Raw genomic sequence first — 21,262 nt, 5'->3', positions numbered from 1 at the left:
ATCCTCTGTTTCAGCGGCGGGCGCTGCGAGCGAGTGCGCGCCGTCCACGTGGGCCGGGAACCGGCAGGTTTTCGTCCAGGTCGATCCATCCCGCGGTGGTGAGCCACAGTTGCTGAGCGCGCGCATCGGCCGTGTCGTGGAAAACCGGGCGGTTCAGGTCGTCGCGCAGTTCGTGCGCCATCAGCTGCCAGGTCGGCGGGCGGCGGTTGGCGGCAAGATGGTCGGCCAGATAACGGGCGACCAGCGCGCCGATCACATTGGCGGGCCGCCGGGAGACCCGATGGCCGTACCGTCCGGCATGGAACCGTCGACCGGCGCACAGCGATCCCGGTTCGGCGTTGTAGGCGATCCATCCGGCGCGCTGGGCGCGTTCGATCAGCCACAGGTGTTTGACCGCGCTCGGCGCGATATTGCCGATCCGGCTGCGGATCAAGGTCATCACCGGTTCCGAGCACAATGCGTCGCGGCGGGTCGGGCCGGTGCCGTGGGCGATCCAGTAGTTGTCGGCGAACCGGGCCAGCGCCCGGCCGAACTCGTCGATACTGCGCTGCGCGCGTCTGCCGAGCCGTTCGATCCGCTCGGCCTCGCGGCGCATCTCGTTCTGCGCGGTGAGGGTGCGAATGGCGGCCATTGTCGGCACCTGACCGCGTTCGAGTAGTTCGAGAATCGTTGCCGACGTGCTGGGGTCGGCCGCGGCGGCCACCGGAAGGCGGTCGCGGTCCAGGGCGAAATCGTGGGGGCTGATCGCGCGGCTGAGCAGGCTCACTGCGTGTGGGTCACCGGCGAATGCGGTGCCGGAGAGCCAGGCGGCGGCGATATCGTCACACGAGGGCACGGCAACGGACCTCCGCGGAGAGTTCGTTCGGGTTTGTTGTGCCCCGGCCGGGATGAGGGACCGGCCGGGGTCACCAACCTGATGAAGGTTTGGCTACCGAAGTCGCCGATAGCCACGTTAGCCAGGCCGCCGAGCCGGTTCCAGCACTGGTGACGGTTTCGTTATTTCTGCAAAGAACAGGCGAAACGGGGTGTGAGTCCACACAAAAGCGGCCATCGGGATGGACGGGTGATCGACTGCCGTCCCGTGATCACCTACGGCCGGAGAACGCCATGGGTTGCCGATCGGGGACGCCGCTGTGAGGCGCGGAAACCGGAACTGCGATAGATGTGATGTATATCACTAATTTGGATGGGGTTTGTTGAGACCGGTTACGCCGAAGCACCCGGACGGGAATGTTCTTTGTCGCCGCGCGCCGGTAGCCTCTGGCCGTGGCTCTGTACCGGAAGTACCGACCGGCAACGTTCGCTGAAGTGGTGGGCCAGGAGCACGTCACCGACCCGCTGAGCACCGCTCTGGACAGCGGCCGGATCAGTCATGCCTATCTGTTCTCCGGGCCGCGAGGCTGCGGTAAGACCTCCTCCGCGCGCATCCTCGCGCGCTCACTGAACTGCGTCGAAGGCCCCACCTCGACCCCCTGCGGGCAGTGCCCTTCGTGTATGGCGCTCGGCCCCGGCGGTGCGGGCAATCTCGACGTCATCGAACTCGACGCGGCCAGCCACGGTGGCGTCGACGACACCAGGGAGCTGCGGGACCGGGCGTTCTACGCGCCCGCCGAATCCAGGTACCGGGTGTTCATCGTCGATGAGGCCCATATGGTCACCACCGCGGGGTTCAATGCGCTGCTCAAAATTGTCGAGGAGCCGCCGGCGCATCTGATCTTCGTCTTCGCGACCACCGAACCGGACAAGGTGCTGCCGACCATCCGCTCGCGCACCCACCACTATCCGTTCCGGCTGTTGCCGCCTGCCACCATGCGCGGGCTGCTCGGCCGGATCTGCGAACAAGAGCACGTCCCGGTCGAGGAAGCGGTGTATCCGCTGGTCATCCGGGCGGGTGGCGGTTCGCCGCGCGACAGCCTCAGCGTGCTCGACCAGCTGCTGGCCGGGGCGGGCCCGGAGGGCGTGACCTACTCGCGCGCGGTCGCGCTGCTCGGCGTCACCGATATCGCCTTGATCGATGACGCGGTGGACGCGCTCGCCACCACCGACGGCGCAGCCCTCTTCGGCACTGTCGACCGGGTGATGGAGGCCGGGCACGACCCGCGTCGGTTCGCCGTCGATCTGCTCGAGCGGCTGCGTGACCTGATCCTGCTGCGCGCCGTCCCCGACGCCGCCGACCGCGGTCTGGTCGCCGCCCCCGCCGACCAGCTGGAGCGAATGAGCGACCAGGCGAGCCGGATCGGGCCGGCCAGCCTCACCCGCTACGCCGAACTGTTGCACGCCGGGCTCGGTGAAATGCGCGGCGCGACCGCTCCGCGCCTGCTGCTCGAGGTCGTCTGCGCCCGCATGCTGCTGCCCGCGGCCTCCGACGCCGAAGCCGCCACACTGCAGCGCCTCGAACAACTGGAACGTCAGGTCGCCACCGGCGCCGTGTCCGCACCAGCCGCGGCCACCGATTCATCCGAACGCACCGCGCCCGCATCCAGCCCATCGCCCGCATCCGGCCCACCGCGGCGTCGCGGCGCCGAAGCGCTGGCCGCGGTCCGGGAGTCCCGGGCCGCCAAAGCCGCCGTACCGGATGTCGTCGACGCGGCTGCGCGCGAGAAGCCACAGGAGGAACCCCAGCACGGTGGTTCGGCTTCCGGCGCTCCGGGCCGGCCCGCTCAGCCCAGTGACACCGAACCGGTACCATCCGCCGGTCCAGGTAACCGTCCTGACGAGACGCGGCCGGACCACGCCGCCGAACAGTACGAACCGACCCCGCCGGAAACCAGCCGGTCCAGGGAGGGCTCCACCGAGCGAGCGGACGTCGCTGATGGTCGCGCCCGGACGGAGCCGGTGCACCCGGATCCGGCGACTCACGGCGGTGGCCGCGAGAGCCGACGCGATGCGGGCGCTTTCCGTTCCGCGTCGGGAACCTCCGATGCCGGTGTGCCGATGTCCTCGGAGCGGGCGGCGTCGGCCGAGGGCGGCGCACCCGGAGATTCGCCCATGTCTCCCCGCCGCAGCGGCCAGGGGGAAGGCTCGACCGGCAGTCACGATCCGGGCAGACCCGCCCCGGGCGGGAGCGGTCACGAGCTTGGAGCGAAGGGGCCGGATCAGCCCACGGATCCGACTCAGGTGCCGTATGGGCGCGCCGATGCGAACGCCGCGAGCTCCCCGTCCGCGGCAGGCTACGAGGGGCCGGACAATCGGGCACCCGCGCATGGCCCGGCCGCGCGTGGTTCGGCGTCTGTGTCGCGCGGAGGCACCGACCATGCTGCGGACCTATCCGGACCGGCTCCGTCGCCCGCTGCTGATCCGCTCGCCGAAATCGAAGCCGCCTGGGGCGATATCAAGACCAGGGTGCGTGAGTTCAGTGTCGCGGTGGCGGCGATGCTTGCCTCGGGCGCATCGGTGGTGCGGGTCGAGGGGGAAGTGATCGTCTTCGCCCATCAGCACGCGGCGCTGGTGCAGCGACTGTCCAATCAGCAGAGCCTCGATGCCGTGCGGTCGGCCGTGGGAGCGGTGCTCGGACGGGACTATCAGGTCAAATGGGTGACCGCGGCCGCGGCAGGCGGGCGGCAGGCCGTGGGCGGGCCGGGTAACCGAGGCAGGGGCGGCGGCCGGGAAGCGGGCGGCAGACGTTCCGGATCGGCAGACGGTACCGGTGGACCTGACGCCGAGCGAGGTAAGACGGTGGACGGGCCCATCGCGCCGCCCGGGCGAGGCGCCGAGCCCGAGGGCTACGGCACGCGGCCCAGCGGCGGGGATGGTGAGCCCGCCGGGCACGGTAGCCGCGGCCGCGGTAGACGCGGTTCAGCAGGTGCGCCACCGCGGTTCTCCCGGCCGAGCCAGGCCCGCTCCGGAGGCTCCGGAGGAAACGGCGGATCGGTTTACCCCGACGACGATATTCCGCCGCCGGACTACCCCGACTTCCCCGACGATCCGGGCCCGGCCGACTACGGCTACGACTCCGGCCCGGCTGCTGTGCCGCCGTCCACGCCAGAGGAAGAGCAGGAGATGCTGGCCGAATCCGCGCGTCCGGTGGCGCCCGGCGATCGCCGCGACCCGGACGAGGTCGCTCTGGAATTGCTGGCCAGCGAGCTCGGCGCCGTACGTCTGGACGGTTGACAACTGCCACTCCGAAGACGTTAAGTTAACCGGAGTTCGCATGCGGCGGTAGTATGAGCGGGTGGTCGCCTACTTCGGCGCGACGAGGTTCTAAGGTGGGCCGGAGAAGTACGGTCTGTCAGAACGTGCGTCCGCTGATGCGTACCTCTGTTTGTACAGCGTCCAGACGGTCGGTCGAACGACCGGTCGGCGAGGTTACTCGCGTCCGCTCCCCGGGAGCGGCGCGGGTGTATCCCTAGGAAGGAACATCCCGATATGACCACAGAGGCCTACATTTTCGAGGCCATCCGAACCCCGCGCGGCCGCAACAAGAAGGGGTCGCTGCACTCGGTCAAGCCGATCGATCTCACCACCGGTCTGGTCAAGGAGCTCCGCAACCGCTTCCCGAACCTGGACGAGGACCGGATCTCGGACATCATCCTCGGTGTGGTCTCCCCGGTCGGTGACCAGGGCGGCGATATCGCGCGCACCACCGTGCTGACCGCGGGCCTGCCCGATACGGTCGGCGGTGTCCAGATCAACCGCTTCTGCGCCTCCGGTCTCGAAGCAGTCAATATGGCCGCGCAGAAGGTGCGCTCCGGCTTCGACGATCTGGTGCTCGCCGGCGGGGTCGAATCCATGTCCCGCGTGCCGATGGGCTCCGATGGTGGCGCCTGGATGCTGGACCCGGCCACCAACTACGACACCTACCTGGTACCGCAGGGCATCAGCGCCGACCTGATCGCCACCATGGAGGGCTTCTCCCGCGAGGACGTCGACGCCTACGCGGTGCGCTCGCAGGAGCTGGCCGCCAAGGCCACCACAGGCGGCTACTTCGCCAAATCGATCGTTCCGGTCAAGGATCAGAACGGCCTGGTCGTGCTGGACAAGGACGAGCACATGCGTCCGGGCACCAAGCCGGAGGACCTGGCCAAGCTGAACCCGTCGTTCGCCGGAATCGGCGAGATGGGCGGGTTCGACGCGGTGGCGCTGCAGAAGTACCACTTCGTGGAAAAGATCAACCACGTCCACCACGGCGGCAACAGCTCCGGCATCGTCGACGGCGCTGCGCTGGTGCTGGTGGGTAGCGAAGAGGCAGGCAAGGCGTCGGGCCTGACCCCGCGTGCCCGTATTGTCGCCACCGCCACCAGCGGCGCCGACAGCACCATCATGCTCACCGGACCGACCCCCGCCAGCAAGAAGGCGATGGCCAAAGCCGGTCTGACCGTCGCCGATATCGACCTGTTCGAGATCAACGAGGCATTCGCCTCCGTGGCGCTGAAGTTCCAGAAGGATCTGCAGATCCCGGACGAGAAGCTGAACGTCAACGGCGGCGCCATCGCCATGGGCCACCCGCTGGGCGCCACCGGCGCGATGATCACCGGCACCATGGTCGACGAACTGGAGCGCCGCAACGGCCGTTACGCGCTGATCACCCTGTGCATCGGCGGCGGTATGGGCGTTGCCACCATCATCGAGCGCGTCTGAGGCGCCCCAACCGAGACTCGGATTCCCCAAGGAGAACTGAAATCGTGAGCGAGACCAACATGATCGGTTGGGAGAAGGATTCGGACGGCATCGTCGTGCTGACGATGGACGACCCGAACCAGAGCGCCAACACCATGAACGACCTCTACAAGAAGTCGATGAAGGCGACGGTCGATCGGCTGGAGGCCGAGAAGGACGATATCGCCGGTGTGGTGCTGACCTCGGCGAAGAAGACCTTCTTCGCGGGCGGCGACCTGAAGAACATGATGAAGGTCGGTCCGGACGACGCCCAGTCGCTGATGGACGAGCTGACCGAGATCAAGAGCGCGCTGCGCCGCCTGGAGCAGTTGGGCAAGCCGGTCGTGGCCGCCATCAACGGCGCCGCGCTCGGCGGCGGCCTGGAGATCGCGCTCGCCACTCACTACCGGATCGCGGCCGATGTGCGCGGTTCGCAGATCGGTTTGCCCGAGGCCACCCTCGGCTTGCTGCCCGCGGGCGGCGGCATCATCCGCACCGTCCGCATGCTCGGTCTGCAGAACGCGCTGATGCAGGTACTGCTGCAGGGCCAGCGCAACAAGCCGGCCAAGGCCAAGGAGATCGGCCTGGTCGACGAGCTGGTCGGCTCGGTGGAGGAACTGGTCCCGGCCGCCAAGGCGTGGATCAAGGCCAACCCTGAGGCCGGTGTTCAGCCGTGGGACAAGAAGGGCTTCAAGATCCCCGGCGGCACCCCGTCCAACCCGAGTTTCGCGGCGAACCTGCCCGCGTTCCCGGCCAACCTGCGCAAGCAGATCAAGGGCGCGAACATGCCCGCCCCGCGCGCGATCATGGCCGCCGCGGTCGAGGGCTCGCAGGTCGGCATCGATGACGCCTCGCTGATCGAGTCGCGGTACTTCGTGCACCTGCTCACCGGCCCGGTCGCGAAGAACATGATCCAGGCGTTCTTCTTCGACCTGCAGCACATCAACAACGGCGGTTCGCGGCCGAAGGATGTGCCCAAGCGCGAGATCAAGAAGGTCGGTGTGCTCGGCGCGGGCATGATGGGCGCTGGTATCGCCTATGTGTCGGCCAAGGCGGGCTACGAGGTCGTGCTCAAGGACGTCTCGCTGGAGGCAGCCGAGCGCGGTAAGGGCTACTCGGAGAAGATCGAGGCCAAGGCGCTGTCTCGGGGCAAGACCACCGAGGACAAGTCCAAGGCGCTGCTGGACCGGATCAAGCCGACCGCCGATGCCGCCGATTTCGCCGGCGTCGACTTCGTCATCGAGGCCGTCTTCGAAAACACCGAGCTCAAGCACAAGGTGTTCCAGGAGATCGAGGACATCGTCACCCCGGATGCGCTGCTGGGCTCCAACACCTCCACCCTGCCGATCACCGGCTTGGCCGAGGGTGTGAAGCGCAAGGAAGACTTCATCGGCATCCACTTCTTCTCGCCGGTCGACAAGATGCCGCTGGTGGAGATCATCAAGGGTGAGCAGACCTCGGATGAGGCGCTGGCCAGGGTGTACGACTACACCCTTGCGATCAAGAAGACCCCGATCGTCGTCAACGACAGCCGCGGCTTCTTCACCTCCCGCGTTATCGGCACCTTCGTCAACGAGGCGATCGCCATGCTCGGCGAGGGCATCGAGCCCGCGACCATCGAGCAGGCCGGTCTGCAGGCGGGCTACCCGGCTCCGCCGCTGCAGCTGACCGATGAGCTGAACATGAAGCTCATGCAGAAGATCGCCCGGGAGACCGAGGAAGCCGCCGAGCGCGGCGACATCACCATGGGCAACAAGCGGCACCCGGCTGTCGACGTCGTCAACTACATGGTGGAGCAGGGTCGTCCGGGCCGCTTGGAGAAGGCGGGCTTTTACGAGTACGACGAAGACGGCAAGCGTCTGCGCCTGTGGCCGCAGCTGCGCGAGCACTTCAAAACCACCTACGGGTTCAACGCGCCGATCCAGGATCTGATCGACCGCATGCTGTTCATCGAGGCGATCGAAACCCAGAAGTGCTTCGACGAAGGCGTGCTCGAGTCCACCCAGGACGCCAATATCGGCTCGATCTTCGGTATCGGTTACCCGGCCTGGACCGGTGGTGTGCACCAGTTCATCGTCGGTTACCCCGGCGGCCAGGAGGCTTTCGTGGCCCGCGCCGACGAGCTGGCCGAGAAGTATGGTGAGCGTTTCGAGGTTCCTGCCTCGCTGCGCAAGTAAATTCACCAGGACTGCCACGGCAGAACCCGTCCCGTATTCGCGGGGCGGGTTCTGCCCGTTTCCGGGCCCGATATCCGGTGTCGGTTTCCTCAGGGCGAGTGCGGGCACACGCGTGTGGAGGAATGTGCACGCGGCCATATCCGGCGCGCTACGTTGGAGGTGAAGGCCGCGCACGGCGTCGCTCAGGCGTCGACGTCTCGGCCGCGGCGCCGCCGATTCGTTGTATGCGAGGTGGTGAGATGAGTCCACGGACGCGTTCGGGCCAGGCAGGTCACGAATCGGCCAGCGCTGAACCCGGAACCTCGGTGGGTGAGCCGACACAGGCGGTGGGCGGACCCGACACCGCACGCGAAGAACCCATGGACGTCACCGGCGAACTCGCCGATATGGGCCTGTCGGACGCTGTGGAGATCGGCCGCGGCGGGTTCGGTGTGGTGTACCGCTGTACACAGCCCGCGTTGGACCGGGTCGTTGCGGTGAAGGTGCTCTCCTCGGATCTGGATACCGAGAGCCGGGAACGTTTTCTGCGCGAAGAACAGGCGATGGGCAGGCTGTCCGGGCATCCGAACATCGTCGACATCCTGCAGGTGGATATGACGCCGAGCGGTCTGCCGTTCATTGTGATGCCCTACAGCACGAGCGGTTCGCTGGAGGGACTGGTCCGCGATCACGGCCCGATCAGCTGGCAGGACGCCCTGCGCGTCGGCGTGAAACTGGCGGGGGCGATCGAAAGCGCGCACCGGGCGGGCATTCTGCACCGCGACGTGAAACCGGGCAATGTGCTGCTCAGTCAATACGGGGAACCGCAGCTCACCGATTTCGGGATCGCCCGGGTACCGGGAGGTTTCCGCACGTCGAGCCGGATGATCACCGGTTCCCCCGCGTTTACCGCGCCCGAGGTGCTCAAAGGTGACGAGCCGAGCGTGCGCTCGGATGTGTACGGGCTCGGTGCGACCCTGTTCGCCCTGCTCACCGGGCATGCCGCGTTCGAGCGGCGGGCAGGGGAGAAAGTGGTGGCGCAGTTTCTGCGGATCACCACACAGCCGGTGCCGGATCTGCGCGATCAGGACATCCCCGCGGACCTGGCGGCCGCTATCGAACACGCGATGGCGCAGGAACCGAGGGACCGGCCCGCTTCGGCACACGAATTCGGCGAAATGCTGCGGGTCGTTCAGGTCGATCACGGGTTGGTGCCGGATGAGATGGCGCTGCTGGACACCGAACCCGCCACCGCCCCCGAGGGCGCTGCTGCCCCCGACGGCCGCACCGTCACGGCGCCCCGCGCTACGGTCACCGCCCGCCGCAGTTGGCCGCTCTACCTGCATCCGACCGCGCCGCGGCCATCCGGAGCCACCCGCACCGCCCTGGCCGAGACCCGGCCTGCCACCCCCGGTGTCCTGCCGCCTGCCGCCACGACCAAGTTCCGTCCACCCACCCCGACCAGGCAGCCCGTGCCGCGGCCGCGGCTGCTGAACATCCTTGGCTCGGGCGAGCGGCGGATGCTCGCCGTGATCCACGCACCCGCCGGGTTCGGCAAGAGCACACTGGCCACGCAATGGCGCGACGAGTTGACGTCGCTGGGGATGGCGGTCGCCTGGATCGGTATCGATAGCGGCGACGACAACGAGATCTGGTTCCTCGCGCACCTGATCCAGGCGATCCGCCGGGTACGTCCGGATATCGGTGTCGGCCTCGATCAAGTGCTGGAGGAACGTCCCGCCGACGCCGGACAGTTCGCGATCACCGCCCTGATCGATGAACTGCATCGCAGCGGCAAAGCCATCGTGGTCGTCATCGACGACTGGCATCGCATCACCGACCCCGCTGCCGTCGGTGTGCTGGACACCCTGCTCGACCAGGGCTGCCACCATCTGCGTTTCGTGGTGACCAGCCGCGACCAGACCGGGCTGCCGATCAGCCGGATGCGGGTGCGTGACGAACTGGTCGAGATCGGATCGAGCGAATTGCGGCTCACCCGCGACGAAATCGAACAGACCCTGGTGGGGCGCAACGGTTTCGAACTCGATGAACAGCAGTTGGACCGGGTGCACCGGACAACCGACGGCTGGCCCGCCGCGGTGCAGTTGATCGCTGTGGCATTACGCGGTCGCGCCGACCCGTCCCGGTTGATCGACAACCTGTCCGAGGGCGGCCACGGTATCCGCGAGTATCTGGCCGAGAATGTGCTCGCCACCTTGGAACCCAGCATGCTCGAATTTCTTTCCGATATCTCGGTCACCGAGAAAGTGTGCGGTTCGCTGGCGGCGGCACTGTCGGACGCACCCGACGCAGAACGGCTGCTGGAAGAGGCCGAACAGCGCGAACTGTTCCTGCGCCGGGTGGATTACGACCCGGAGTGGTTCCGGATGCAGCCGCTGTTCGCCGAGCATCTGCGCGCCCGGCTGGACCACACCCGGCCGGGCAGGCTGCGGGCCCAGCATCGCAAGGCCGCCCGCTGGTTCGCCGAGCATCAGTTGTTGCGCAAATCGGTCGATCACGCGTTGGCTGCCACCGATCTGAAGATGGCGCTGGATCTGCTGGAAAGCGGCGGAATGGAGCTGATCGACGGGTCCAGGCTGGCCACGCTGCTCGGTTCGGTGTCGAAGCTGCCGGTGCAGCAGGTGGCTTCGCGGTCCAAACTGCTGATGGCGGTGGCCAGGGCGAATGTGAATCTGCAGCAGTCGGGAGCGGCGCGTAACGCGCTGGGCCGGTTGTCGCATGCCTTGTCGCGCGGGTCGTCCACCGACACCGATATCAGCAAGCAGCGTTGTCAGGCTGCCGTGCTCGCCGCCACGGACGATATCTCGCACGACCACACCGAGGGTGTGCTCGATCAGGTGGCCGAATGCCTCGAGCATCCAGCGGATATGCCCGCCTGGGCGGTGTCGACGGCGGCGAACCTCACCTCGTATGTGCGGTTGTGCGAGTTCGATTTCGATGGCGCCTGGCAGATGCAGGATTGGGCCGAGGAGTACCACCGGCGGTCCAAAGAACCGCTCGGGGAGGTTTTCGGCCTGCTAGGGCGTGGCTTGATCGCCTACGAACGGCTAGATATCGATTCCGCGCTGCACTATTTCCGCCGGTCCTACGAGACGGCGCGGTCACGCGGCGGTCCGCGCTCGCACGGGATGCGGGTGGCGGCGGCGATGCTCGGTGAGCTCGAATACCGGCGCGGTGAGCTGACGGCAGCCGACCGGTTGCTGGACGAAAGCCACCAGCTGGTAGCGCGGGTGGGCCCGGTCGAACCGCTGATCGCCACGTTCGTCATCGGCGCGCGCACCAAAGCGCTGCTCGCTGAGCCGGAGACCGCGGCGGAACGGCTTGCCGAGGGCGCGCGGGTCGCCGCGCAACACCGGTTGACCAGGTTGGCCGCGGCGGTCAGGGCGGAATGCCTGCGACTGGCTCCTGCGGTCGCCGTTCCGGGCTCGGTGGACGCGACCGTGGAAGCGACCGTCGCGGTGACCGACGGCGAGATCACCGGCTCGCACCGCCGCCCCGCGGGCGCGACCGCGCTCGGCGTGGAAGCCGACGAGGTGGCGGCCATCCGGGAGCTGCTCACCGCGGGCGAAGACTTCGACCGGGCGGTGCGCCGCGCCCGCGCCCTGTACGCCCGCACCCAGGAACAGCACCGTCCGCGCGCCCAATTGGATATGTCGCTGCTGCTCGCCGAATGCCTGGCCGCAGCGGGCTGGGTGGGTGAATCGGCCGCGTTGCTGGCGCCGGTCGTCGCCACCTGCGCCGAATTCCACTGGGTCAGGCCGCTGCTGGACGCAGGCAGCGGGGTCAACGCTATCGTGCGGGTGCTGCGCGACGATCTCCCGTCGGCCCCGGGTGACGGCGCGGTGCGCAGGCTCGGCGAGGTGCGGCTGCCCGCCGAGTTCCTGGACGAACTGCTGGACTGAGCGGGCAGCGCGCCTGCCTCATCTTCAGCTCACGGCTGCCACCACGGCCGCAGCGGCACGCTCGGCAGGCCGTTCACGCCGAGCTTCACCCCGAGCACCTGATGCAGCTGAACCACATTGCGCTGGAATCCGAGCCGGCTGCCCGCCATGTACAGACCCCATACCTTCGCGGTGCCCTCACCGGCCTCGGCGACACACGCATCCCAGTTGTCGACCAGGTTCTTGCACCATTCGGCGAGGGTGAGCGCGTAGTGCTCGCGCAGGTTCTCCTCGTGCAGCACCTCCAGCCCCACGTTCTGGATATCGGAGATGATCCGGCCGGAACCGATCAGCTCCCCGTCCGGGAACACGTAGCGGTCGATGAAATCGCCTGCCTTGGTGCCGCGGGTGTTGTCGGGGCGGGTGATGCAGTGGTTGAGGAACAGGCCGCCCTCGCGCAGTTTGCCTTTGATGAACTCGAAGTAGTACGGGTAGTTGTGTACGCCGATATGCTCGGTCAGCCCGATCGAGGAGACGGCGTCGAACTCGGATTCGGGCACGTCACGGTAGTCGCAATGGCGCACCTCGGCGAGGTCGGAGAGGCCTTCTTCGGCGATTTTGCGCTGCGCCCATTCGGCCTGTTCGGCCGATAGCGTCGCCCCGATCGCTTGCACGCCGCGTGAGGCGGCGTATCGGACCATACCGCCCCAGCCGCAACCCAGGTCGAGTAGCCGGTCACCCGGCGACAACCGCAGCTTCTCGAAAATCAGCCGGTATTTGTTCTCCTGCGCCTGCTCGAGCGTCCAGTCCTGGTCGCCGTAGCAGGCACAGGTGTAGGTCATCGACGGGCCGAGCACCATCTCGTAGAAGGCGTTGGACACGTCGTAGTGGTGGTGGATGGCTTCGGCGTCGCGCAGCTTGGAATGCCGCAGGCCCTCCGCGATCCGTCGCCAGCGCGGCAGCGTCTCCTGCGGCGGGGGCGGAACCGGGCGCAACCGCTCCCAGCCGAGCGAGCGGGCGATGGTGAGCAGGGCCAGCGCCGACGGCCGCCGGAACTTCAGATCCTGCATCGCCTTCAGGATCTCGTACGGGTCTCCGGGATGCACTCCGGTGGCGGTCATATCGCCGGAGATATAGGCACGCGCCATACCGAGGTCGCCGGGGGCGGTGGCCAGGTAGTTGATACCGCGCGCGTTACGGATGTCGAGGGCGAATTCGGAATCCGCGGGTCCGGTCGCGCTTCCGTCGTAGGCGGTCAGCCGGATGGGGATCTCCCCGTCGACGAGTAGATCGAAGATTTCGGCAATGCTGAGCTTGGTTCCCAGATCCGCGAAAACATCGGAACGTTCTCTGAATGTCGTCATTTGCGTTGCACCGCCTTCGAATACAGGTCCAGCAGGCGCTGGTCTGGGTCGTAGCGTTTTTTCAGTTGGATGTAATCGTCACCGCCGTAGAGGTCGGCGAATTCATCTTGCCTGTAGTAGGAATCCGAATACAGCGATTTATGCCCGCCGAAATCGGTGACGGCCTTTTCGATGGCCCGGTTCGCGGCGCCTTCGATCTCACCGGATGTGATGGGAACCGACGACCAGAATCCGGCATTGACGTAGGTGCGGTCGGGATGCAGCGGGTACAGCGGCCAGGGCCTGGCCGAACCACCTGAACCGGTTCGACGCAGCCGCAGCGGGCACAGCCAGATCGGTTCGATCGGTATTTCCCGCAGGAACCATTCCATGAAATCCGCGGTCCGTTCGACCGGGACCTCGATGTCCTGCACGACTCGTTCGCGCGGCGGGTTGCCCTTGCGGGCTTCCAGTTTGTCGCCGATATGGTAGCGGTGGTCGAGGGCGATCAGCTTCCAGTAGAAGCTGCTGCGCCGGTAGCGTTTCGGCCAGAAACGGCGGATCTTCGGGTTCTGGGTACCGAACGCGCGGGAACACCAGAACCAGTCGGTGTCCCAGCGCCACAGGTAATCGTGGATGGTGAGGCGATCGTGTTTGGGGGTGCCGCCCTCGTGCTGAAGGGAGCGGTAATAGATGTCCATCCCCGTGTAATCGCTGACGGGGCCGGGTTCATCGGTCTGCCTGCCCAGCGTCAGATAGCTTTCGCCTGCGCTGAACACGACGCCGTCGAGGTAGTCGACGCGTTCCCCGTCATGATCACGTTCGGTGACGATCCGAGTGAGGGCGGCCTCGAGTTCACCCAGATCGTGGAAGCGCAGGTGACGCAATGCCACATACGGCTCGACCGGCTCCAGTTCGATCTTCAAACGGGTCGAGTAGCCGAGCGTGCCGTAGGAGTTCGGGAAGCCGCGGAACAGGTCGGCGTGCTCGCCGTCCGGTGTCGCGGTGACGATTTCACCCGCTCCGGTCAGCACGTCCAGCTCCAGCACCGACTCGTGCGGCAGACCGTTGCGGAAGGACGTCGACTCGATGCCGAGGCCGGTGACCGCCCCGCCGAGGGTGATCGTTTTGAGCTGCGGAACAACCAGCGGGGCCAGCCCGTAGGGCAGGGTTGTGGCGACCAGGTCTTCGTAGGTCGTCATCCCCGCGACATCGGCGGTCCTGGCGTCAGGATCGACCGCGATGACCTTGGTCAAACCGGAAACATCCAGGCCGGGCGCGGTATTGCGGGCCCGGGCGCGGAACAGATTCGAGGTCTTCTTGGCCAGCCGCACGTCCGCTCCGGCGGGGATGGCGCGATAGCTCTCCAGCAGTCGCGAAACACCCGCCCGATACGCGGCAAACCCTGACTCGTATGCGGCCGGATCGTGGCCGGCCTTCCCCAACAGACTCACTGCCACCCCTCGACGCTAGTACTAATGATCGTGGTCGGCCAGCGTGAAATTGCCGACTCTTGCCAAATGACTCTTATTGCTGCGCCCTGTTCGCCGACCGTGGACGGAGTTGGCCCTTTTCGCCTCATGCACTGGTGACGGCGGTATGTCGTTCGCTGGGCGAGCGCAGCGTACTGGATCGGTGGCCCCGCGGTGCGAGTTCCGCGACCTGTGTGTCGGGGCGGCTCGGTGCGATGCGGCCGAAACGCAGGCAGGGATGCACCGCACCGCCGTGCACCGACAGGGCAGGATAGGGCCGTCGAGAAACCGCATCCGGAACAAGGAGCTCATCGTGGGACAGGTCAGTGCCAGCAGTTCGATCGTGGTTGCGGCGGACCCGCAGCGGACGCTAGCGGCGGTCGCCGACTACACGGAGGTGCGGCCGCGGATTCTCTCCTCGCACTACCGCGATTACCAGGTGGTCGAGGGCGGTCAAGGCGAGGGAACGGTGGTGCAGTGGACCCTGCAGGCCACGCAGAAGCGGGTGCGCAATGTGCGCGCGACGGTGTCGGTGACCGATAACGTGGTCACCGAACGCGATGCCAACTCCAGTATGGTCAACACCTGGACCATCACCCCCGACGGGCCGGGTACCAAGGTCACCTGGGAAACCACCTGGCAGGGCGCGGGCGGTATCTCCGGCATCTTCGAGGGCATCTTCGCGCCGCTCGGCCTGAAGAAGATCCAGGCCGAAGTACTCGGCAACCTGAAACGCGAACTCGCCTGACAGCGCGTAACGCCCAGCGTGCCCCCAGCCCGTAGCGGTCGGGGGCACACCGGGCGTTACGGCTATTCGCCGCCGATATCGAACAGGTTGCCCTCCGGATCGGCCAACGTCGTCCAGTTCATGCCGTACTCGGCGAAATCGGCGATATGCCGGGCGCCGAGGGCAACGGCGCGTTCCACCTCCGCGCGGCGATCATCGGCGCGGAAATCGAGGTGGACGACATTCTTGCCGGGAGTTTTGTCCGGCACCTTGATGAACATCAGCAGCGGGCTCATCCCTGATCCGCGCCCGACGGTGGCGAAATAGCCGTTGGCGTCCGGGTCGACCGGCTGGTGCAGCAGTTTCGCGTAGAAACCAGCCAGCGCGCCCGCGTCCGCGCTGTCGACGACGATATTTCCCAGGGACAAAGCCATAGTGTTCTCCTGTGTTCAGTGCTGGTTGATGGGCCAGCACAGTTCGGTCAGATAGTCGGCCGCTGTTACGGCCTCGCCGGGGCCGGTGAGATAGACCTCCCGCACCGGCTCATCGAGCGCACTGTCGTGTTCGGCCACGTGGCTGCCGAGCGCGCCGTACACGCGGTCGATGTCGTGGTAGGGGCCGCGGTGGGTGGCGATCGCGAACCGGCCCGCGGGCAGTTCCCTGATCGACGTTCCGGGTGGCGGATCGAATCGCGCGCCGGGGCCGATCGGAACGAAAGCAACCACCTCGCCGGTCTCATCGGTGAAGTACTCGCTGGAAAAGGTGCTGCCCGGCGCGCCTGTCGCCGCGACACCCGCCGCGGCCAAAGCCCGGAACAGCAGCGGAAACGTCTGCCCGCACCAGGCGCTCACATCGGCCCGCGCCACCCGATCCACGCGGGTGAGCGCGCGGCAGGCGGCTACCGCGCGGTAGCCGACCTCGAGCGGCGCCTGTTCGGTCAGCAGCGTGCGCAGCGATGCGACCACCGCACGGGTGCGGTCCAGCTGTTCCTCCATCCGCCGCAGATGCGCACGCAGCGCCGCATCCCGCTCGTCCTGGTCCGCCGCGGTCAGCACCGCGCGGATATCAGGAAGCGGCATATCGAGTTCACGCAGCCGCCGGATCAGCTGTGCCGCCGCGACCTGGGACGTCGCATAACGGCGGTACCCGGTGCTCGGGTCGACGTCGGCGGGCTCCAGCAGCGCCACTTCGTGGTAGTACCGCAGGGTTTTCACGCTCAGATGGCTGAGCCTGGCGAATTCGCCGATCGTCACCGTCGCTGTCATGGCCCCAGCAGACACCCTCCAGCGATGGGAGGGTCAAGCGAGCACAAAAGTCAGCAGCAGAGTGGTCTGGAACGCTCCGCGCCACCAGGAGTACCCGAACCAGACACCGGGGGTGATCTCCCGGATCTCGTCGTAGACCTGTGGGGTGGGTGACGGTGCGTAATTCAATACCCAGGTCGGCTCTCCGTCGGACAACGCGGGAGCGGTGTAGACGTCGGCACGCCAGCCGGGGATATCGGCGGCGGTGATCCGGTTCCACAGGTATCCGCCGTCGGGACCCGTGTAGAACGTCTTGCCGATCCAGAACGGGGGCGCGAGCGTCTGCATCACCGGTGGACGGGTGACCCAGCCGTCCTTGACGCCGGTCGGTACCTCGCCGCGCTGCGCCTCGTTGAAAATCGTGTCCTGCTGTTCCGGGGTGCAGCGGAACCGCAGGGAGTCGATGGTGACCGCGCGGTTGTCCGGGTCGATCACACAACCGGCGCCGTAGTCGACCACCGGTGCGGCACCCGCAACCGCCGGGATCGGTCCGGTCAGCGCTGCCGCGATGAGCGCGGCACAGCACCAGAATGCTCGCATCACTGCCTCCTCGAACCAGCGGCCGCCCAGCGATGGGCAGGCCTGTTCGCGTGCGCGAACGAATATCAATCCTATGCTGCGCGCACCAGCACTGTTCCGGGAACAGTCGCGGTCTAGGCTGAGTGATGACATCGTCCGCAGAGAGGAATGCCGTGCAGCCAGATGGCCAGTTCGATATGCAGCAATTGCTTCAGCAGGCGCAGCAGATGCAGCAGCAGGTGATGCAGGCCCAAGCCGAGATCGCTGCGGCCGAGGTCGAGGGTCAGGCCGGAAACGGGCTGGTCAAGGTGACGATCAAAGCCACCGGTGAGGTGCTGTCGCTGACCATCGACCCCAAAGCGGTCGACCCTCAGGATGTGGAAACCCTGCAGGATCTGGTGATCGGCGCCGTCAACGACGCCATGAGCAACGCGCAGCAGCTGGCCAGCGAACGGCTCGGCCCGCTGGCCGGTGGTGGCGGCGCGATGCCGGGCCTGCCCGGTTTCTGAGCGAGGCGGGGCGTAGGTGTACGAGGGTCCGGTCCAGGATCTGATCGACGAACTGGGCAAACTGCCCGGCGTCGGCCCCAAGAGCGCCCAGCGCATCGCCTTCCACCTGTTGCAGGTGGAGCCGCCGGAAATCGACCGGCTGCAGGCGGTGCTGCAGCAGGTGCGCGACGGGGTGCGGTTCTGCGCCCTGTGCGGCACCGTCGCCGACGGCGAATTGTGCCGGATCTGCGCCGACCCGCGCCGCGACCGCACCATGATCTGCGTGGTCGAGGAACCCAAGGACGTGCAGGCGGTGGAACGCACCCGCGAGTTCCGCGGCCTCTACCACGTGCTCGGCGGCGCGCTCGACCCGCTCAGCGGGGTCGGCCCCGACCAGTTGCGCATCCGTGAGCTGCTCGCCCGCATCGGCAACCAGGCCGACGGTGCGGACGTCACCGAGGTCATCATCGCCACCGACCCGAACACCGAGGGCGAGGCGACCGCCACCTACCTGGTACGTATGCTCCGCGATTTCCCTGGGCTCACCGTCACCCGGTTGGCGTCGGGCCTGCCGATGGGCGGCGATCTGGAATTCGCCGACGAACTGACGCTGGGGCGGGCCCTGTCCGGCCGTCGAACGCTCTAGGCAGCACCATCCTGCACGACTCGTAAGCCGACCGGGGCACTCGTGAAGGTCACCATTGCGTCTTCGGGCAGCAGGCGCTGGCCTCGGTGTGGCTGGCGTGACTCTGCGAACGTAGCGCGCAAGCCTCCGCGTTCAAGCGGAGGTTAGCGCATCTGATGCGATCTTGGACTGTCGCCGCCGGGCTGGCGGAGACGTGAAACGCCTGCGGAGCGGACGTAAGACTGTAAATGGCTTGCCTTTCAGCAGTCTGTGGTGAAACAGGAAACCCGGCTCGCGAGGGTTGGAATCCTCTCCCTTCAGGGAGGGGAGGAGGTCAAAGATCCAGGCGAGACCATTGGAGCGTGTCGAGCCGGGTGCGGTCGTCGTTCGCCCATCCCCAGATCAATGCGGCGACCTCGTCCGCGCCATTGACCGTTGTAGCGAAATGCCGGTCGGCGGAGCCATCCCGGTATTCGAGGGCGAAATCGTCCTCGGAGTGGCGGTAGGTCTGGATGTAGACCTGGTCGGCTTTTTCCGCGATCAGGTAGGGGTTCGGGTCGGCCAGTTCGCGAACCCAGTGTTCGGCGAGCGGTTTCGTGAGGTACGGGAACTCGCCCGCACCGCCGTGCGTGACTGTCACCGACACATGCCCTGCGGGGTCGATCAGCCACGTGAGCTGCGGATCATAAACCGCGTAGTGCAGTGGGGTGGCGAGCTCGAACAGCAGCGCCCGCGCGAAACCGATCGCGTCATAGGGGCTCGGCACCGCAAGCACATCCCCGGTGCCGTCGCCGCCCACCTCCGCGCTGAGGAACCTGTCCTCCTCGGCGGTCGCGGTATTGCGCCGGTTCACCTCGGCCGCGATCGCCGCGATGCTCTCCGTTGCGGGCAACCCCTGCTGGGTGACCAGATAGGCATCCACCTCCGCGGGGGTCGACGCGACACCGGACGGCAGCAGGACGTGGTTGTAGCTCACCGGGCCAGCGTACGGCCGCCCTCAGGCCGACCGCAGCTCCCGGTCATCCCGCCACTGTTCGTCACACCGGCACCCGCCCGCCACGTCCGTGCACTCCACGGTGAACGTATGCCGCGCGAAGTCGGCATCCACGCACCCGGAATCGGTGCACTCGGCGATCCGCCCCGCATGCAGCATCAGCGTCCCGTGACAGTGATCGATCTCGGATACGCAGGACCTGCAAGTCCGCTCAGCCATATTTCTCCCAATCTTCTGGTCCTTGCCGTCGGTCTTAACATCCTTGTGTCCGAGTTCGGAGAACCGGGCCGGGGCATGTCGCCGCCAGTAACGATCGCCTACGCTCACCGAGAGGACTAACCTCTTAGCTAAGGAGGTGGCGATGACGGGCAGCGCTGCTGAGCAGTTCAACATCCATGAGGCCAAAACCAACCTCTCGCGCATTATCGAGCGAGTTGAGCACGGCGAAGAAATCGTCATCAGCCGCGCCGGGCACCCCGTGGCCAAAGTGGTGCCCCTGCGGCGTCGGGTCGACCGCCGCGGCCGCGGTTCGCTTCGTGGGCGCCTGACCCTGACGTCGGATTGGGATTCCGATGAGACGAACCAGTCCATCGCGCGTGATTTCGACCCGACAGCATGAGACTGCTGCTCGATACCCACGTGGCACTGTGGTGGCTGCTGGACGATCCGGCGCTCCCCGAAGATTTGGCTGATGTCCTCGACCACGAACCTGACATCTACCTCAGCGTGGCGACGATCTGGGAAGTCGCGATCAAGCAGGCCGCTGGCAAACTGGAGGGGCCTACCGATCTGCCCGAGCTGTTGCGGGACAGCGGTTTCGTTCTCCTTGCCATCGAAACTACACACGCGATCGCCGCTGGGCAGCTGCCGCTGATCCACCGTGATCCGTTCGACCGGATGTTGGTGGCACAGGCCCGCAGCGAAGGGCTCAGGTTGGTGACGCGAGATCCGTGGTGCCACAAGTACGACGTCGAGATTCTGCCGGTGTGATCTCAAGCGCGGAGGCGTTCGCGGCGGAGTTGATCGACTTCGGGGAGGTCCAGGGGCTCCAAACGGTCTACGCCGAGGGCCCGGGTGAGGATGAGGTCGGCGAGTTCCGGGTTGCGGGCCAGGGCGGGGCCGTGCATATAGGTGCCGATGATCGAGCCTTGGACCACGCCTTCGAGTCCGTCGCCGACACCATTGCCGATTCCCCGGGTCACGCGGGCGAGGCCGCTGGCGTCGGAGCCGAGGGTGGTGCCGCCGCGGTGGTTCTCGAACCCGGTGAGCGGGGCTTGCAGGCCCGGCACCAGGGGTGCGGTGGTGACTTCGCCGATCACGCGTTCGGCGCGGGGAGCGGTGGTGGCATCGATGAGCCCGACGCCGTCGACACGTTCGCCGCCCGAGGTTTCGTACCAGTGACCGAGTACCTGGATGGCGGCGCAGATAGCCAGCACCGGGGCGCCGCGCTCGGCCGCCTGCTGGAGACCGGGATAACGCTGCAGATGGCGGGTGGCCAGACGCTGCGCGGAATCCTCGGCACCGCCGAGGGTGTAGATGTCCAGCGAGTCCGGCACGGGGTCGGGCAGGGTGATCTCGACGATCTCGGCGTCGTAGCCGCGCAGCCGCAGCCGCTGCCGCAGCACCAGCGCATTGCCGCCGTCGCCGTAAGTGCCCATCACATCGGGCAGCACCAGCCCGATACGCACGGTCGATTCGCTCACGAGGTGCGCTCCTCCAGTTCACGGTTCAGATCACGGAACGCGGTGTAGTTGGCGAGCACCTCGACCCGCCCGGCCGGACAGGATGCGATCGCCCGCATCGGGTCGGGCACGGTGGTGTGTGCCACGCCCGCGTAAGTCAGGCGCACCGCGAGGTCGGTGGCGCGCTCACCGGCAGCGACCACATGCACGCCCTCGAAATGTTCGAACCGCACATCCCACAGCCAGGACAGATCCTCGCCGTCGGGCACCTGGCCGTTCACCGCGATCACCAGACCTGCCGCAGCCGGGTCGATCATCGACAGCGCCTCCTGCCAGCCGGCTGGGTTCTTGGCCAGCAGCAGCCGCGCCTCGTGCTCGCCCACCTGCACGGCCCGGTAGCGGCCCGCGATCTCGCGCACCGTCCCGGTCGCGGCGCTCGCCTGTTCCGGGTCGGC

At 67.1% G+C, this 21,262-nt stretch carries 18 protein-coding genes; 9 read left to right on the top strand and 9 right to left on the bottom strand.

The features are described 5' to 3' along the window. Positions 1-10 precede the first annotated feature (10 nt). Positions 11-835: a hypothetical protein gene (locus tag B0T44_RS22610; RefSeq protein ID WP_077118815.1), complete on the bottom strand. Its 825-nt coding sequence runs from the start codon at positions 833-835 to the stop codon at positions 11-13. Positions 836-1,266: 431 nt separating this feature from the next. Between B0T44_RS22610 and B0T44_RS22605 the strand changes: the two genes are divergently transcribed. From B0T44_RS22605 to B0T44_RS22590, 4 genes are all read left to right on the top strand, one after another. Then, positions 1,267-4,110 (top strand): DNA polymerase III subunit gamma and tau, encoded by a 2,844-nt coding sequence (locus B0T44_RS22605; protein ID WP_077118812.1) that lies wholly within the window; start codon positions 1,267-1,269, stop codon positions 4,108-4,110. Positions 4,111-4,365: 255 nt separating this feature from the next. Further along, the gene (locus B0T44_RS22600; protein WP_077118807.1) at positions 4,366-5,577 is read left to right on the top strand and encodes an acetyl-CoA C-acetyltransferase; all 1,212 of its coding nucleotides are present in this window, start codon (positions 4,366-4,368) and stop codon (positions 5,575-5,577) included. 44 nt (positions 5,578-5,621) lie between these two features. Beyond that, entirely contained in the window at positions 5,622-7,772 is a 2,151-nt protein-coding gene (locus B0T44_RS22595; protein WP_077118804.1) for a 3-hydroxyacyl-CoA dehydrogenase NAD-binding domain-containing protein, read from the top strand. 359 nt (positions 7,773-8,131) lie between these two features. Continuing rightward, entirely contained in the window at positions 8,132-11,674 is a 3,543-nt protein-coding gene (locus B0T44_RS22590; RefSeq protein ID WP_425436849.1) for a protein kinase domain-containing protein, read from the top strand. Between the two features lie 29 nt (positions 11,675-11,703). Here B0T44_RS22590 and B0T44_RS22585 read toward each other — a convergent pair whose 3' ends face one another. Together B0T44_RS22585 and B0T44_RS22580 are read right to left on the bottom strand one after the other, a co-directional pair. Next, positions 11,704-13,017 carry a class I SAM-dependent methyltransferase gene (locus tag B0T44_RS22585; protein WP_077118797.1) on the bottom strand — a complete coding sequence of 438 codons (1,314 nt, stop codon included), beginning with the start codon at positions 13,015-13,017 and terminating at the stop codon, positions 11,704-11,706. Further along, complete coding sequence (locus B0T44_RS22580; RefSeq protein WP_077118793.1) at positions 13,014-14,450, bottom strand: FAD-binding oxidoreductase; 1,437 nt, start codon at positions 14,448-14,450, stop codon at positions 13,014-13,016. The genes B0T44_RS22585 and B0T44_RS22580 overlap by 4 nt, the downstream gene beginning before the upstream one ends. A gap of 331 nt (positions 14,451-14,781) precedes the next feature. On the opposite strand from B0T44_RS22580, the gene B0T44_RS22575 reads away from it, so the two are divergent. Continuing rightward, positions 14,782-15,216, top strand: coding sequence for an SRPBCC family protein (locus tag B0T44_RS22575; RefSeq protein WP_077118914.1), 435 nt, complete (start codon positions 14,782-14,784; stop codon positions 15,214-15,216). A 62-nt stretch (positions 15,217-15,278) separates the two neighbouring features. Here B0T44_RS22575 and B0T44_RS22570 read toward each other — a convergent pair whose 3' ends face one another. Genes B0T44_RS22570 through B0T44_RS22560 form a run of 3 tightly spaced genes read right to left on the bottom strand, consistent with a single transcriptional unit; the run spans position 15,279 to position 17,039 of the window. Then, positions 15,279-15,629, bottom strand: coding sequence for a VOC family protein (locus B0T44_RS22570; RefSeq protein ID WP_077118791.1), 351 nt, complete (start codon positions 15,627-15,629; stop codon positions 15,279-15,281). A 15-nt stretch (positions 15,630-15,644) separates the two neighbouring features. Next, positions 15,645-16,460, bottom strand: coding sequence for a MerR family transcriptional regulator (locus B0T44_RS22565; protein ID WP_077118789.1), 816 nt, complete (start codon positions 16,458-16,460; stop codon positions 15,645-15,647). A 33-nt stretch (positions 16,461-16,493) separates the two neighbouring features. Next, positions 16,494-17,039, bottom strand: a complete 546-nt coding sequence (locus B0T44_RS22560; RefSeq protein WP_077118912.1) for a hypothetical protein — start codon at positions 17,037-17,039, stop codon at positions 16,494-16,496. Positions 17,040-17,191: 152 nt separating this feature from the next. Here B0T44_RS22560 and B0T44_RS22555 point away from each other — a divergent pair, with 152 nt between their 5' ends. Together B0T44_RS22555 and recR are read left to right on the top strand one after the other, a co-directional pair. Further along, the gene (locus B0T44_RS22555) at positions 17,192-17,527 is read left to right on the top strand and encodes a YbaB/EbfC family nucleoid-associated protein (RefSeq protein WP_077118787.1); all 336 of its coding nucleotides are present in this window, start codon (positions 17,192-17,194) and stop codon (positions 17,525-17,527) included. Positions 17,528-17,543: 16 nt separating this feature from the next. Then, positions 17,544-18,152: a recombination mediator RecR gene (gene recR / locus B0T44_RS22550; RefSeq protein WP_077118785.1), complete on the top strand. Its 609-nt coding sequence runs from the start codon at positions 17,544-17,546 to the stop codon at positions 18,150-18,152. Positions 18,153-18,465: 313 nt separating this feature from the next. Here recR and B0T44_RS22545 read toward each other — a convergent pair whose 3' ends face one another. Beyond that, positions 18,466-19,107, bottom strand: coding sequence for a hypothetical protein (locus tag B0T44_RS22545; RefSeq protein WP_077118783.1), 642 nt, complete (start codon positions 19,105-19,107; stop codon positions 18,466-18,468). 379 nt (positions 19,108-19,486) lie between these two features. Between B0T44_RS22545 and B0T44_RS22535 the strand changes: the two genes are divergently transcribed. Then, positions 19,487-19,744 (top strand): type II toxin-antitoxin system Phd/YefM family antitoxin, encoded by a 258-nt coding sequence (locus B0T44_RS22535; RefSeq protein ID WP_077118780.1) that lies wholly within the window; start codon positions 19,487-19,489, stop codon positions 19,742-19,744. Beyond that, entirely contained in the window at positions 19,741-20,115 is a 375-nt protein-coding gene (locus tag B0T44_RS22530; RefSeq protein ID WP_077118779.1) for a type II toxin-antitoxin system VapC family toxin, read from the top strand. The genes B0T44_RS22535 and B0T44_RS22530 overlap by 4 nt, the downstream gene beginning before the upstream one ends. Positions 20,116-20,117: 2 nt before the next feature. Here B0T44_RS22530 and B0T44_RS22525 read toward each other — a convergent pair whose 3' ends face one another. Together B0T44_RS22525 and B0T44_RS22520 are read right to left on the bottom strand one after the other, a co-directional pair. Further along, positions 20,118-20,828, bottom strand: coding sequence for a type 1 glutamine amidotransferase (locus B0T44_RS22525; protein ID WP_077118777.1), 711 nt, complete (start codon positions 20,826-20,828; stop codon positions 20,118-20,120). Then, positions 20,825-21,262: DUF1727 domain-containing protein (locus B0T44_RS22520; RefSeq protein WP_139795339.1), on the bottom strand; the 438-nt coding region annotated here is incomplete at its 5' end. The genes B0T44_RS22520 and B0T44_RS22525, both read right to left, overlap by 4 nt.

The organism is Nocardia donostiensis, from assembly GCF_002081715.1.
Classification (GTDB): domain Bacteria; phylum Actinomycetota; class Actinomycetes; order Mycobacteriales; family Mycobacteriaceae; genus Nocardia; species Nocardia donostiensis.
This window is presented reverse-complemented; position numbering and strand designations above follow the sequence as displayed.